At 55.2% G+C, this 14,333-nt stretch carries 12 protein-coding genes; 5 read left to right on the forward strand and 7 right to left on the reverse strand.

Going from position 1 to position 14,333, the window contains the following annotated elements; translation table 11 throughout:
- Positions 1–53: 53 nt before the first annotated feature.
- Entirely contained in the window at positions 54–1,784 is a 1,731-nt protein-coding gene (locus FRD01_RS21490) for a calcium-binding EGF-like domain-containing protein (protein ID WP_249755816.1), read from the forward strand.
- 92 nt (positions 1,785–1,876) lie between these two features.
- The gene (locus FRD01_RS21495; protein WP_146962992.1) at positions 1,877–3,562 is read left to right on the forward strand and encodes a calcium-binding EGF-like domain-containing protein; all 1,686 of its coding nucleotides are present in this window, start codon (positions 1,877–1,879) and stop codon (positions 3,560–3,562) included.
- 7 nt (positions 3,563–3,569) lie between these two features.
- On the opposite strand, the gene FRD01_RS21500 is transcribed toward FRD01_RS21495, so the two are convergent.
- The 5 genes from FRD01_RS21500 to FRD01_RS21520 all read right to left on the reverse strand — a co-directional run bounded on the left by FRD01_RS21500 (position 3,570) and on the right by FRD01_RS21520 (position 8,635).
- Entirely contained in the window at positions 3,570–4,031 is a 462-nt protein-coding gene (locus tag FRD01_RS21500) for a DUF1499 domain-containing protein (protein WP_146962993.1), read from the reverse strand.
- Positions 4,032–5,822, reverse strand: a complete 1,791-nt coding sequence (locus tag FRD01_RS21505) for a GspE/PulE family protein (protein WP_249755817.1) — start codon at positions 5,820–5,822, stop codon at positions 4,032–4,034.
- Between the two features lie 109 nt (positions 5,823–5,931).
- The gene (locus FRD01_RS21510) at positions 5,932–6,591 is read right to left on the reverse strand and encodes a DUF2270 domain-containing protein (protein ID WP_146962994.1); all 660 of its coding nucleotides are present in this window, start codon (positions 6,589–6,591) and stop codon (positions 5,932–5,934) included.
- A 74-nt stretch (positions 6,592–6,665) separates the two neighbouring features.
- A complete protein-coding gene (locus FRD01_RS21515; protein WP_249755818.1) occupies positions 6,666–7,022 on the reverse strand; it encodes a cupredoxin domain-containing protein in 357 nt (118 codons plus the stop codon).
- An 86-nt stretch (positions 7,023–7,108) separates the two neighbouring features.
- A complete protein-coding gene (locus FRD01_RS21520) occupies positions 7,109–8,635 on the reverse strand; it encodes a YifB family Mg chelatase-like AAA ATPase (RefSeq protein WP_146962996.1) in 1,527 nt (508 codons plus the stop codon).
- A gap of 192 nt (positions 8,636–8,827) precedes the next feature.
- Here FRD01_RS21520 and FRD01_RS21525 point away from each other — a divergent pair, with 192 nt between their 5' ends.
- Genes FRD01_RS21525 through FRD01_RS21535 form a run of 3 tightly spaced genes read left to right on the forward strand, consistent with a single transcriptional unit; the run spans position 8,828 to position 11,378 of the window.
- Positions 8,828–9,211 (forward strand): hypothetical protein, encoded by a 384-nt coding sequence (locus FRD01_RS21525; protein WP_146962997.1) that lies wholly within the window; start codon positions 8,828–8,830, stop codon positions 9,209–9,211.
- The gene (locus FRD01_RS21530; protein WP_146962998.1) at positions 9,208–9,654 is read left to right on the forward strand and encodes a hypothetical protein; all 447 of its coding nucleotides are present in this window, start codon (positions 9,208–9,210) and stop codon (positions 9,652–9,654) included. Before FRD01_RS21525 ends, FRD01_RS21530 begins: the two co-directional genes overlap by 4 nt.
- A gap of 5 nt (positions 9,655–9,659) precedes the next feature.
- Complete coding sequence (locus FRD01_RS21535) at positions 9,660–11,378, forward strand: TldD/PmbA family protein (protein WP_146962999.1); 1,719 nt, start codon at positions 9,660–9,662, stop codon at positions 11,376–11,378.
- Here the strand turns inward: FRD01_RS21535 and FRD01_RS21540 are convergent.
- Positions 11,375–13,015 carry an ABC transporter ATP-binding protein gene (locus tag FRD01_RS21540; protein WP_249755819.1) on the reverse strand — a complete coding sequence of 547 codons (1,641 nt, stop codon included), beginning with the start codon at positions 13,013–13,015 and terminating at the stop codon, positions 11,375–11,377. The genes FRD01_RS21535 and FRD01_RS21540 overlap by 4 nt on opposite strands.
- A gap of 72 nt (positions 13,016–13,087) precedes the next feature.
- Complete coding sequence (gene hppD, locus FRD01_RS21545; RefSeq protein ID WP_146963001.1) at positions 13,088–14,149, reverse strand: 4-hydroxyphenylpyruvate dioxygenase; 1,062 nt, start codon at positions 14,147–14,149, stop codon at positions 13,088–13,090.
- Positions 14,150–14,333 lie beyond the last annotated feature (184 nt).

The following is a 14,333-nucleotide window of genomic DNA, read 5'->3' on the forward strand; positions in this document are numbered from 1 at the left end:
CAAGAGAGATCACTCGGTATGATGTTTTGCGAAGACTTCAAAAAGTGAACGTTATGCGATTGTTTATTTGGCTGATTTTGCTGGTTTTTAGCGGATGTTCGTTTGAGCCGCTTGGAGGCGTGTTGTGCGATTCCGAGGGCCAGCGCGATGGCGCGCGCATCTGCAAAGACGGCGTGTGGACGCCGGTAGACCCCACCACACCCATAGAGGATGCGGGGGATGACTTTTCCCTCGACCAAGATGGTCCAGACCTTGGTTTTGACCAGGGAGATTCGTCAGAAGGCGATATGCCCGAATCGGATATGGCCGATTTGCCAGATATGGTCGCGCCAAACGATATGTCGGACATGGAAGACATGACGGACATGGAGGATATGCCGGATAGCTGTGTTCCGTTCTCGCCCCAGACCCTTTGCCAGTCGCAGGGCCTCAATTGCGGAGACACTCAACTCGTCAACAACTGTGGCGACACGGTTCCGGTGAATTGCGGGGATTGTGCCGCTCCACTCGAGTGTGGAGCTGGCGGAACCCCAAATGTGTGCGCCTGTGTAGGGGCCAGCGACACCGAGCTCTGTGACGAAGCAGCGGCCGAATGTGGCTCGATTACGGTGCTCGACGATACTTGCGGAGAAACCCGTCAGGTCAATTGTGGAGATTGCGCTGGCCTTGAGACGTGCGGCGGAGGCGGGACCCCGAACTCGTGTGGCTGCACGGAAGAACCCGCAGACTTTTGCCAGCGGCTAGGTAAGAATTGCGGCAACGTCACCGATTTTGACGCATGTGGCATCATCAGAACTTACGATTGTGGCGTGTGCCTCGGCCAAGAGTCGTGCGGTGCTGAAACGCCAAATGTCTGTGCTTGCGATGCCGAAATCATCTGTGAGGCCTCCGGGGCTCAATGCGGGACTGTGAGCGCCACCGGGTGTTCCAACTTCAACACGGTCAATTGTGGCTCCTGCACAGGCGGCACCTGTAACAACCAACAATGCCTTTGTCCTTCGGGATTCGAGGCGAGCGGGGGAGAGTGTCAGGATATCGATGAATGTACGCTGGGAACGAACACATGCGACGCCAACGCGATCTGCACCAACACGCCGGGTTCGTTTGAATGCGCATGTGCGCCAGGTTTTGCGGGCGACGGCATCAATTGCGAGCGGGTCTTCCCGACCGTGATAGGCACCTGGGACGGCGTCTCAAATGATGAGCAGGTGAGGGTAGAAAATGTGGGCTCCAATACCTCGGGCGACGCATATTTTGTGGTGATCTCATTGGACACATTGACCCGAACCGTAGACACAGTGGACGGACTTGGTCTGACCTGGACGCGAATCATCGAGCAGTGCAATGGAACCTCGAATGAGCGCCTCGAAGTCTGGAGCGGGCGTGGAAACACGATGGGAGGCGATATCGATATCGAGCTCTCTGGGGATCCGTTTGGCGTTGCCGCGTCTGTGGTTCAAGTCGCTAACGTGGCCACTCTTGCGGGGCAGGCCTCGTCGAGCAGCGCGAATGGAGGGTGTGCCTTCGGTGTGCCAGGGAACTCCTATTCATGGACATACACACCGCAGAGCGCGTCCTCGCTGCTTCTGGCCGCCACAACAACGCGTGGCGGAGACCACGGACCCGGTACCGGATGGACTGAGATTCAAGAGGTCGGAACTCAAAACACCAGGCACGGCATCATGACGCAAGAGAACATCTCCACAGCCGATGTCACCGTGAGCGGAACTCTCTCGCAGTGGCGCAATTGGGCGTCGATGGTGCTCGAGCTTCGAGGGCCTTAGTCGGGTGCGTAAGCATTTTGTATTCAAGAGATCCCTGCTAGGATGTTGGCAAGCTGAGCTCCAAAAGAACTATCTACTTAAGGTCGAACCCCATGAAGCGTGTTTTATACCTCTTGGCCACCATTACCCTCGGTGCGTGTTCATTTGATACCCCTGCCGGGATCACCTGTGACTCTGAGGGTGAGGTCGTCAATGGCCGAATTTGTCAGGACGGACTTTGGATTCGAACGGATGAGCCGGACATGGCTACCGACGGCGATGTCACGACTGACCAAGATGTCCCCGACCAAGAGATTCCAGATCAAGGGCAACCAGACCAGTCCGAGGATATGCCGGATTTGTGTGTTCCGGAGACCCAAGAGGAGCTTTGCGGGCGCCTGGAGTTCAATTGTGGCGAAACCACGGCCGAGAACAACTGTGGAGAGACGGTACCCATCGACTGTGGAACCTGCGATGACCCGTTGGTCTGCGGTATCAACTCGCCCAACGTTTGCGGGTGTTCGGGCACCGACGAGGCAGCACTTTGTGCTACGGCAGGCGCCGAATGCGGAATGATCGAGGTGATGGACCCGAATTGCGGCGTCATGCGCATGATTAGCTGTGGACCTTGCGAAGACCCAGAGTCCTGCGGTGCGGCAGGGCAGAACAACCAATGTGCGTGTGTCTCCGAATCGCAAGAGGAGTTCTGTACACGGCTCGGGGCAGCGTGCGGGTCCGTGACCGCGATGGATAACTGCAACATCCAGCGAACCTACAATTGTGGCGACTGCACTGACCCTACAACGTGTGGCGGTGGTGGAACTCCAAATCAGTGTGGTTGTAGCGAAGCCACGATTTGTGACGAACTCGGCTACGAATGTGGAACTCGTGATATCTCGCTTCTTTGTCCAAATCTGACCAATGACGTCGCCTGTGGGTCATGCGGAGCAAATGGCAACTGCGACGCCGGAAACCTTTGCGTCTGCGACACTGGCTACACCTTCCAAAACGATAGCTGCCAAGACATCAACGAGTGCTCGACCAATAATGGCGGGTGTGATGCCAACGCAACCTGCGCCAACACCGACGGCAGCTTTATGTGTTCGTGTAACGCAGGCTTCACCGGAGATGGGTTTACGTGTAACCCTACCGCCCCCACGATCACTCAAACGGTGGAAGGTAGTTCTGCGTTGAACGACTCCGTGACCACGGGGAGTATGACCAACAACTCCGATCCCGCACTCTTCTTGGCATTCATCTCCATTGCGACGGATTCACGCGAGGTCACAGGTGTGCAGGGACTTGGTCTAACATGGTCTCAGGTTGGGGAGATTTGTAGCCGCCATGACCAGCAAACACTCGCCCTTTGGAGTGCACGCGGTGTCGCACAAACGGGCACCGTCACGGCAAATCTAAGCGATGACCCTTTTGCGTCCACGATCACGGTCGTAAGAGTTGACGGAGGAGATCAAACCCCCGGGTCGGCAGGTGTTATTTTGCGGAATCAGAACGGAACAAATTGCGGAGGCGGGAACAATCCTGAATCTACCTATTCCTTTGATGTAACTTCCCCAGATGCAAATGCTTTGGCGGTCTCAGTTACATCATCACTTGGCGTTTCTCACACTCCAGGTAGTGGGTGGACCGCACATTCGGACGTCACATCCTTCAGTTCGCGATCATCTGCACAGGCCGTGATGACTCGCACCACCGATGCCTCCGGTACGACAACCGTTTCCGGTAGTTTTGGACGTTCTACTCTTTGGGCCAACATCACCGTATTGGTTCCCCGCCCTTAGTTTGTGGTTATTCAGCCTTAGAAGGGTCGAATTTCAGGGCGCCGATTCGCTCGTCAACGGCCCCGAAAAACTCTTTGATATTGCGTGCGTTCTGCCCAAAATCACCGCGCCCGACGCGCGAGGTGCTCCGCACACGAATCTGCGTGGCAAAGTCAGTGACTGGCTCCACGTAGATCAGGACATCGTCCACGAAGCCAAGCCTTGTGCTTCGTTCCGCGACAATCTGATAAGTCTGGGCGTCCGTTGAGACAACTTTCCAATTCTCCATCGACTTGACCGCCCCAAGCGATTCTTCATAAACGCGCAAAGGCTCCGCGTTGTAAAACTGAGGCAGGATGTCGGGATACTCAGGCGTGGCGCCGGTTTCAACATCGTTGATGACGGGCCAAATCGTGGCTGTCACCAGCACTCCGGTAATCAGAATGCCAACAATCAACGCCACCGTTATCAGAACTTTTGATTTCACCATCTATCCTTCGAAGGTCACAGCCATCACTTCTTCAAACGTGGTAACGCCCTGAGCCATACGCTTGATCGCCGATTCTCGCAACGACATCATGCCGTTTGCACGCGCCGCCCTGCGGATATCCGGGGCGCTCGCCCGTGCCCCGACAAGCTTACGAATGGTGTCATCCACACTCATCAGCTCGAAGAGGCCAACGCGGCCAAAATAGCCGGTGGATCGACATTTCACACATCCTTCCCCGTAGAACACGGGAAGCTTCTGATCTGTTCCCGGCGGTAACTTGATGTCCAGAAGGTCGATTTGCTCGCGCGTCAGAAAAGTGGACGTCTTACACCCTGAACAAATCCGGCGAACAAGCCGTTGAGCCATCGTTCCCACAAGCGTAGAGGCTAACAAGAACGGCTCAACTCCGAGCTCGATCAGACGGGTCACCGTGGCAGCTGTGTCGTTGGTGTGCATCGTGGAGAAGACAAGGTGCCCTGTGAGAGCCGCCTGAACAGCCATCTGCGCCGTTTCCGTGTCGCGTATCTCGCCCACCATAATGATGTCGGGATCCTGTCTCAGAATCGTTCTGAGGGCCGCCGCGAAGGTCACATCGATGCGCCTTTGAACGAGCACCTGATTGAACTCCTCATAAATCATCTCGATGGGGTCCTCGACGGTCGTGATGTTGACGTCGGGGCCAGCCAACTCCTTGAGGGTGGAGTAGAGCGTCGTGGTCTTTCCGCTTCCCGTAGGTCCAGTCACGAGCACCAGACCAGTAGGTCGAGATATGAACTTTCGCCAGATCGTAAGGTCTTCTTTGTAGAATCCAACCGTATCCAAACTCTGAATCAACGCCTGAGGATCAAAGACACGAATGACCACTTTTTCGCCAAAAGCCACCGGAAGGGTAGATACGCGTAGTTCAACCTCGCGATGGTCTCGCTGAGTCTTTATGCGCCCGTCCTGTGGTCGGCGCTTTTCCGCGATGTCCATCCTCGAGAGCATTTTCAGCCTTGAAACAAAGGCTGGGTGAACCACGCGAGGTAGGGTGTAGATATTGTGGAGCACGCCATCGATTCGCAGTCGCACGACAGAGTGTTCGCGTTTCGGCTCGATATGAATATCGCTCGCGCGTTGGTCGAGTGCGTAGTGCAAGAGGTACTCAACCGCGTTGACCACCGGCTTGTCGGTCGCCTCGATCTCTCCAACATTGGTCAGTTTGACCAACTGTTCCAAGTTTCCGACGTTGAGCCCGCTCGTCGCACCCTCTGCCGCGGCCGAGATGGACGTTCGAAAGCCGTAAACCTCAGTGATGATGCGCTGAATATCCGAGCGTGCACTGACCACGATTTGCACGGGTGCACGCACCACATCTTTGAGCTGCTGTATCAGCACCTCGTCGTACGGATTCTCAACGGCGATGACCACTTTGCCGTCGTCTTTTCGCAGCGGAACGCAGGTATGGCGCCGCGCGAAAGGGCGCGTCATGGTTTCGGCGATTAGGTCGGCGTTGAGCTTGAGCGGGTCCGGTTTGACCCAGGGAACGTTCGCGTCTTCGGCGATGAGCGTCATTACGAGGTCTTCGTCCAAGACCTTGCCATCAGCCGTCACAAACTCGTAGGAGGTCAGAATCTCAACCGGGCTGACCTCAAACTGGCTCGAACGGCGATTTTGAACGCCTGCTCGCTCCTTGAGGAGCGTGGCGCGCACGGCGGCTTCCGTATGGCGTATCTGCTTGATTTGCTCGGCATTCAACATGCCGCGTTTCTCAAGAAGCCCAAGCAAATATGTCACTGAAAAGTCGATCACGGCGCACTCTTTGGTCTGTCAACGAGGGCTCTGTCCTCGTTGGAAGGACGTACTATATTCTCTAACCTAACAAACCAAGTACGCAATTTCTTAAGAGAGACGGACCAGCCTATTTCCTCAAAATGACTTCCATCGGAGACTTCTGAGGAAGCCAGTGATCCATACGTTCTGTAGGGCCACTCAACCCCAGGACGATCAGTACAACAACCGCAATCACCACCACCACGAACACCAACCAACCTGGCACAATGCCGGTTTGGGCTCGAGCTACCAACTCAGAGAATGACTGAGCATAGCCTGGGTGCACGTAGAGCTTGAGGAACCACGCCGCCGTCACCATGAACGAAATAAACCCGTAGTTTCTGCGAATCCGATATCCGATGGCGTCTTTCATGGAAATCAAAGGCAATGTCGAGCCCAGATCATGCGCCAACCGGGCCAATTCCGCCTCCACCTCGTCTTCATCCCATGGATGTTTTGGGTCGAGCTGCGGGGCAACCATCCAATGGTTCATGCGCCGAATCCGGTCGCGCCAGAGGTCGTAGACCTGATAGCGACGCGACTCCATCACCAAGAAGAACACGTTGAACGCGAATGCCACCAAGAGCATGTAGTGTGGGTGGTTGTCCGTCGCGAAGGCGAAAGAGGTTAGGCCGGCCGTTGTGACGACAGACCAATTTGTGGTCGCATCCAGGCGCTTTCGCCACACGTCAGCGTGCATGACCGTAGCGCGATAGAAGTGGACGAGTGTGTTATTTGGCTGTTCCATGAGATTCACGATCCCAAGAAATGAAAAAAGGGTCTCGAACTTCGAGACCCTTCGTTCCTAGCACTTAAACCCGATTACTGCACGATAATCGTTGCGGTCATTGGGTTCGAGACAAGTCGGTTGGTCACAGCGAACTCACCAGAGGTGGTGAAGGTGTAGCTGAACGACTGGCCTGGCTCGACGATTTCGTCGAGGTTAAGAGCTGCGATGTTGACGTTGTGGTTCTCAGGATCTTTGTTGTTGAACACAACGGTGGTTCCTGCAGGAATCGTCAGAGTATTTGGGTTGAACTTGTAGCCAAACATGTTGACGGTCTTGGACTCAGGAGCTGCCTGAGTTTGTTGATCGTCTGGAGCTGGGTCACTACCGCCACAAGCGACAGAGAAAGTAGCAGCTACAAGAATAAGTCCGAGAGCAAGGTTCTTCATCATGGATATTCTCCTCAGAAAAGTTGATGAACATAGGTAAACGACAGGGCGCAACATATAACAGATAACGCACTTGTCAACGCGCATCGCTAAGCCGACCTTTTAAAGTGCGAGCCCGATTCGATCTCCCGAAAGCCGATCGCCTCCACAACATGGCTGTTTTCAATCACCGATTTGCCGTCTAAATCGGCGATCGTGCGAGCTAATCGCAAGAGTCGGTCGTGCCCTCGCGCCGAAAGATTGAAGGCGTTGACAGCTCTCTCAAGTGTACGCTGCGTCTTGGAGTCCAGCGCACAAGCTTTGCGCAATTCGTCCCCGACAAGCCGGGCATTGACCACTCCAGAGCGTTCAATTTGAATCTCATGCGCACGGACCACTCGGTCTCGAATCTCTTCTGACGACTCACCTCGTTGGCCTTTCTTATGAAGTTCTTCGAAAGATACCGCAGGGATATGCACGTGCATGTCGATCCGGTCGAGCAATGGCCCAGAGAGGCGCGCCCGATAGGTCCGTACGGTCTCGGCAGAACAGGTACAGCGTCGATTGTCGAAATCCGCATAACCACAAGGGCAGGGGTTCATCGCCGCGGCGAGTAGGATCTTTGCGGGATATTCCACGCTCGAAGTACTGCGCCTAAGTGCGACGAAACCGTCCTCGAGTGGCTGGCGTAAAGACTCAAGTACTCGGCGCTTGAACTCGGGCAGTTCATCTAAGAAGAGCACACCGTGATTCGCCAAAGAGAGCTCGCCTGGGCGCGGAATACCTAGTCCTCCGCCCACGAGTCCCGCGTCGCTGATCGTGTGATGTGGCGCCCGAAACGGCCTTTGTTGGCGCAATCCCCCAGACGAGTGGAGCCCCGCCACGCTGAAGATCTTGGTGGTCTCAATGGCCTCGTCAAAGCCCAGCGGCGGTAGGATAGTAGGTAGGCGTCGCGCAAGCATCGACTTCCCCGAGCCCGGAGGGCCGATCAAGAGGATGTTGTGCATACCCGCTGCCGCGACTTCCGCCGCACGTTTGCCACTCTCCTGACCCGCGATATCCGCCATGTCCACCGCATTTTGCAGCGCGATGCATTCGAAGCTCGATTGGGCCGCATCGATCGGAGCGGTTCCGTCGAGATGCCGCACAATTTGAGTCAGCCCCCGCACACCGATCACGTTGATGCCCTCAACCACCGCGGCCTCGGCGGCATTGGCTTCCGGCACGATTAGCGTTTTGAAGCCTGCTTCTCGCGCAAGAGTCGCCAGCGCAATCGTACCCCGGATTTTTCGAACCTCGCCGTCAAGCGACAATTCGCCAGCCGCCAAGACGCCTTCGAGGCTCTTGTTCTCGATATATCCCTGGGCCGCGAGCAGTCCAAGGGCGATCGGCAAATCAAACGCAGCTCCGTCCTTTCGAAGGTCCGCCGGCGCCAAGTTCACTGTGACTTTATCGTAGGGGAAGACATACCCCGAGTTTTGAATCGCCGCCGGAACCCTCAGTCGACTCTCGCGAACCGCCACATCCGGCAGTCCGGTGAGCTGAAAGACCGAGAGCCCGTCGCTCAAATCGACCTCTACCTCCACCCGAAGGGCGTCTATTCCGTGAATGCTTCCTGTATGTACCTTTACCAACATGGGAATCTCCTATTTCTGACCGAACTCGCTCACGCGATCCGGAAAAGAGTTGAAAAAATGAGCAGAGCGTTTTGCTCCCTCCTCATTGTTTTCGGACGATTTCACCAAGTGTTGAGGAATTTTTTCATTTTTTTCGAAATTGATTCAGCGATTCGGATGAGAGTGAATCGAAGGCTGTGCTAAGATCGCCCAATGGATTTGACCTATAAAATCGTCAGAAGGCTCTTGAGAGACCGAGAAGTGGACTTCTCGCGAAACAAGAATTTTGAGGCCTATGAAGACGAAAAGGTCAAACGCGCACTGAGGATTGCTCGCCATCTTCAGAGCATCGAGACTGACATCCTCTCAAGTGAGAACAATGTTCGGCTCGACGCACTCGCGAAGGAAGACGGGCGAGTGGTGGTCAAGTTGTCCTACGCATCTGGCAATGGCCGCAGAATCTCGTATCTCAGCGAAGGTGAGTGGCTACTGCTCCTTGAGAGCTCCAAAGTCACCGAGACTCTAAAACGGCTACTTGACGAAGCAGAGCCGGACACGCAAAAACGTATCCCTACACAAAGCAAGGAAGACGAATGAGATTATTGTTGCTCCTGATGATTTTGGTGTTTTCAAGCGCATGTGGACCCGCACAGCGCCTGCCTGAGGCACAGCCCTTGCCGGAAGGTGCCTCTTTTGGCGGCGTTTGGTTCTCGCCACAATTTGAACATATGTACCTTCGGCAAACCGGTGATGAAGTCCGTGGGATCTACGCCTACAAGACCGGCGGCACCATGGAGGGCACCGTCAATGGCAATCTAATGACCTTCAAGTGGATCGATCCAGGCGACAAAACCACAGCAACTCGTAGCGTTAACGGTCTCGGCTATCTTCAAATGGTTCGAGAAGACGGAATCCTCAAACTCAAAGGCGAGTGGGGGTATAACGACTCGAGAATGGGCGGCGGCCCGTGGGAAGCTGAGTGGGTTCGCCCCATGGAAAGCGACGATCCACGCAACCTCGAAGAGCTAAATCAGGACTGAACCCCATGAAAATTTACCACCAATTGGCGCTGGTGTTGGCCGTAGGCCTCATCGGTTGCGGAGCGACTCCTGTGCGCGAGAGCACCGCTACCACGACTCCCGACACGCGAAATGCCATCGTTGCGGCGCTCAAAGCCGAACTCGACCGCTCCATGGATATGCGATTCAGGGATTACGAGCCGCCGTATTTCATCGCGTACGGACTCAATGATGAGACTACGACGACGATCGCCGCGCGATTTGGATCGGTCTTCATGAACGATGTGGACCGCGAGCGTGCGGCCTACGTGGAGGTTCGCGTTGGCGACTACACCTTCGATAACTTTGCCAATATCGAAGGCGAATCGTTTCGACTGGCCGATTATGCGCCGGCACGCCGAGCTCCACTGAACACGGACGCGGAAGCGCTCCGCGGCGTCTTTTGGCTCCTGACAGATGACGTGTACAAGAAGGCGGTGAGCGACTATCTGACGAAGCGTGGCTCGTCTGTCTACGACACCGATGAAAAGACCGACGTGCCTAGCTTTTCAAAGGAAACGCCACAAACCTTCCGAGGGCCCTTCCTCAAAGGTGAGCTCGACCGCGACGCATGGGCCAAGACCCTGGGCGAGATTTCCAAAGTCTTGACCGAAGACGAGGAGGTCATCGACTCGCTGGTTGACCTGACGCTGACTCATGCCACGCGTTATTTTGTGAACTCCGAGGGCACCGATGTGGTCCAAGAGTCGTTGATATACTCCTTGCAGCTGAGCGCATTCTCTCGCGCTCCAGACGGCATGCTTCTCGATACCGGGCGTAGTTTCTACGCACGCGAGGTCAAGGGTCTACCCTCAGCAGACACCTTAAAGGCCGAAGCCATCGCGATGGTCAAGGAACTAAAAGCCCTTCGTGAAGCTCCGGTGCTCGACCCCTACACCGGTCCTGCAATCCTCGCCCCCGAGGCTTCCGGCGTTCTCTTCCACGAGGTCATTGGCCATCGTCTCGAAGGCGAACGACAAAGGAATGAGGAAGAGGGCAGAACCTTTAAAGGGCGGGTCGGCAAAGCCGTGCTCCCTGAATTCTTGAGCGTCTACGACGACCCAACCTTGCGAAACTACGAAGATATCCAGCTCAATGGCTTTTATCACTATGACCAAGAGGGTGTCGCTGCCCAGAAGGCCGTCCTGATTGAAGACGGGGTTCTCAAGGGTTACCTCAAAAGTCGATCACCCATCGAAGGTTCTTTGAAGTCCAACGGGCATGGTCGCGCTCAAGGAATCGCAAAGCCCATCGCGCGCATGTCGAACCTCGTGATCGAGGCAAATGCGGCTGCGAAAGTCCCGTACGACGAGCTCAAGAAACAACTCATGGCCGAGGTCAAGGCACAGGGTAAACCCTTCGGTCTGATCATCCGCGATATCACCGGTGGCTCTACTAACACCTCGGGCTGGGGCTATCAGGCGTTCAAGGGCTCTCCTCGTCTGCTCTACAAGGTAGATCCGGACACCGGCGAGGAGACGCTCGTGCGAGGTGTTGAACTGGTCGGAACTCCGTTGACATCCATCAACAAGATTATTGCAGCGAGCGATAATGTGGATGTGTTCAATGGCTATTGCGGCGCAGAGAGTGGCTATGTGCCGGTTTCAACCGTTGCACCAGCTCTCTTGACCACCGAGATCGAGCTCCAAAGAAAGCAGCAGAGCAATCAGCGCCCGCCGATTCTGCCTGCCCCTTGGAAGAACTAGGTCTCGCTCTCCTCAAAAATCTGGCCATTCTTGAGACGAAACCAACGGTCGGCCATTTTTGTTTTTGGAGGCCGATGGGTCACCATCAGCACGGTTTTGGGGCCTAGATATTCGGCCGCTCGCTCAAAGAACCGCGCTTCGCTCTCCGGGTCGAACATCGACGTGGCTTCGTCCAAGATAAGGATGGGTGCGTCAAAGAGGATGGCTCTGGCTAAGGACACGCGTTGGCGTTGACCTCCGGAGAGCTCAAGTCCACGGCGCCCAACCTTGGTCTCGAGTCCGTCTTTGAGAGAACCGCTAAACTCTTCGACGAGCGCCAGATGTACGGCGCGCTCGAACTCCTCCTCGCTCGCGTCAGGTCTGGCAAACATGATGTTTTCACGAATCGTGGCGTCCAGAAGTTCTGTGTGTTGCTGCACTACAGAGATCGACCTTCTGAGCGACTTTAGGCTCATCGCATTGATGTCTTGGCCATCCAAAAAGATGGTGCCATCGGACACCCCGTATAGCCCCGAAAGTAGCGACAAAAAGGTGGTTTTCCCAGCCCCGTTTGGGCCTTGGATGATGACCGTCTCACCCGCATCAACACTTAGGTTTAACCCTCTCAAAACAGGCTCGCCCGGGCGGTAGGAAAACTCCAGATTTCTGACCTCAAGCCTGCCTTTGGCACGGGCCAAATCAAGTCCGTCTTCGCGCTCCGACTCAGCGCCGAGCACAGATTCGAGGCGCTCGTTTGCGCCGATCACATCGCTCCATTCCTGGTAGAGATTCGCAAACTCTCTGAGTGGCCGCGTGAGTACTCCCGCAAAAAGAATGAACGTGACCAGATTGGAGACCTTCATCGGCTCACCGATGAGGCCGGTATGCCCGAGGATGATGACCGTTAAAATCCCCACATAGCCGATTGTCTCTCGCGTAGCCCGCAATGATTCACGTACCTTCACACGTTTGAGCTGGAGCATCATGAGTTTGGATGCGGCAGCCTCGTAGACTCTTTCTCGGATGGTCGACTGACCGAAGAGTTTGATCAGGACGAGGTTCTCGATATCGCTGAGCAAGGTCTCTCGCGTAAATCCATATTGCCGCCAATACGCTGCCGAAATCGAGGCAACCTTGGAGTGGGCCATGCGCATCACTCCGTAGGTGAGCGGCCCCGCAAAGAAGACCAGGATCGACATCTCGAACGAGATCGTACCCATCAAGACGAGCGCCCCGATTAGCGCCACAAATGACGTGGTCAAGCGATAGCTCAGGCCGTGTTTAAAGAGTGATACCCGCTCTAGCTCAAAGAACGACACGTTGAGCAATTTATCGTGAGAGAGCTTTTGGTACTCGGGATAACCAAGGCCCAGCACATGGCGGTGAAACGCGACCTGAAGGCGTCTGAGAGAGCGCTGAGACGCCCAAACGTTGACCATTTCCAATGCAATGCCTAGGGCGAGTCTAGCCAGAAGTGCGAGCCCCAAAATCGCGAGCGCAAGCTCCAACGAGAGGTCTTCGAGACCAGGGAGTGCTAAGTCCTCGCCGAGCACCTTGGAAAGGCTAAGCCCTGCTCCTGCAGGAATACTCAGGCCAGCGAGCGCACTGAAGCTCCCCAAAATACAAAGACCCAAGCGCACGTTGCGCTCGGGTCTCATGTGGGTTTCGAGAAATGTGGCGAGTTTGCTCATGGTCCGAGGTATACGCCTCAGACGCGCTGATGCCAACTCTTAGAGTACGCCACGTCGCCGCTGGTCGCGCTCGATGGAGCGGAAGAGTGCTCCGAAGTTACCTTCACCAAACGCGTCGTGTCCGCGACGTTGAATCAGCTCGAAGAAGATCGGGCCGATGATATTCTTAGTGAAGATTTGGAGAAGATAGCCGTGCTCGTCGCCGTCAACGAGGACGTTGTGGCGGCGAATGTGCGCGTGATCCTCGGAGACGTTCGGCACGCGGTTGAACACTGACGCGTAGTACTCGTCGTCAATGTCCAAGAACTCCACGCCGGTTCCTTCCATCTGGTCGAGCGAGGAGAGCAGGTTGCTCGAGCTCAAAGCGATATGCTGAATTCCAGGTCCTTTGTACTCGCGAAGGTACTCTTCGATCTGCGACTTTTCCTCGGTTCCCTCGTTGATCGGGATGCAGAAGCTTCCGTCTGCCGAGCGAAGGGCGTACGAGAAAAGTCCCGTCTCATCGCCACGGATGTCGAAGTAGCGAACTTTGGTGAAGCCAAAGATTTCGGTGTAGAAATCCGACCACTGGCCAAGCGTGCCTTTGTGGACGTTATTGGTGAGGTGGTCGATGAACTCAAAGCCCTTTTGCTCGACTTCGATAGGCGCATCGTGGGGCGCGAATTCTTTCTCAAAGAAAGCCTTTGGATCATCTACAAAGTAGATGAGGCTGTCGCCGATGCCGTAAACGGCTGGCAAATCGTAAGCTGCTTTGGTGGTTTCGGTTGGGTCAAACGGTCGTGCGCCGCGCTTTACCGCTTCCTGATGAGCGAACTTTGCGTCCTCTACCCAAAAGCCCATGCCGCTGGCCGATGGACCGTGTGCATCGCGGAATTGGCCGGCAAATCCACGATCTTGGTTCAAGAGGAAGAGGATGCTGTTCTGTTGGAACGCCTCGACCTTGTGGCTGCGGTGCTTGCTGGTCTTGGAAAAGCCGAAATTGGTGAAGATGCTTTCCATTCCGAATTCTGGCTCGGCCGAGAACTCGAGGAATGCAATTCCCTTCATTTTAGTAGGGTTGGCGCTATCTGGGTTCGTGGTCTGTGGTGGCAAATGATCCATGTTCTGCTCCTTCGTAGTGAATTTACTCGCCCGCAAATTGTAGCGGCAAAACAATCTAAAAAAAGAATAAAGTTTAGTTTGTCTTAATCAGAAAATCTGATAAAGATGTCCGAGATGTGGCGCATAAAGCCGGATGCTTTTTTGAAGTCTTCCCAGGGATGGGACGCCGCTTTCGTTTTAAGGA

The organism is Microvenator marinus (assembly GCF_007993755.1).
Classification (GTDB): Bacteria; Myxococcota_A; Bradymonadia; order Bradymonadales; family Bradymonadaceae; genus Allomicrovenator; species Allomicrovenator marinus.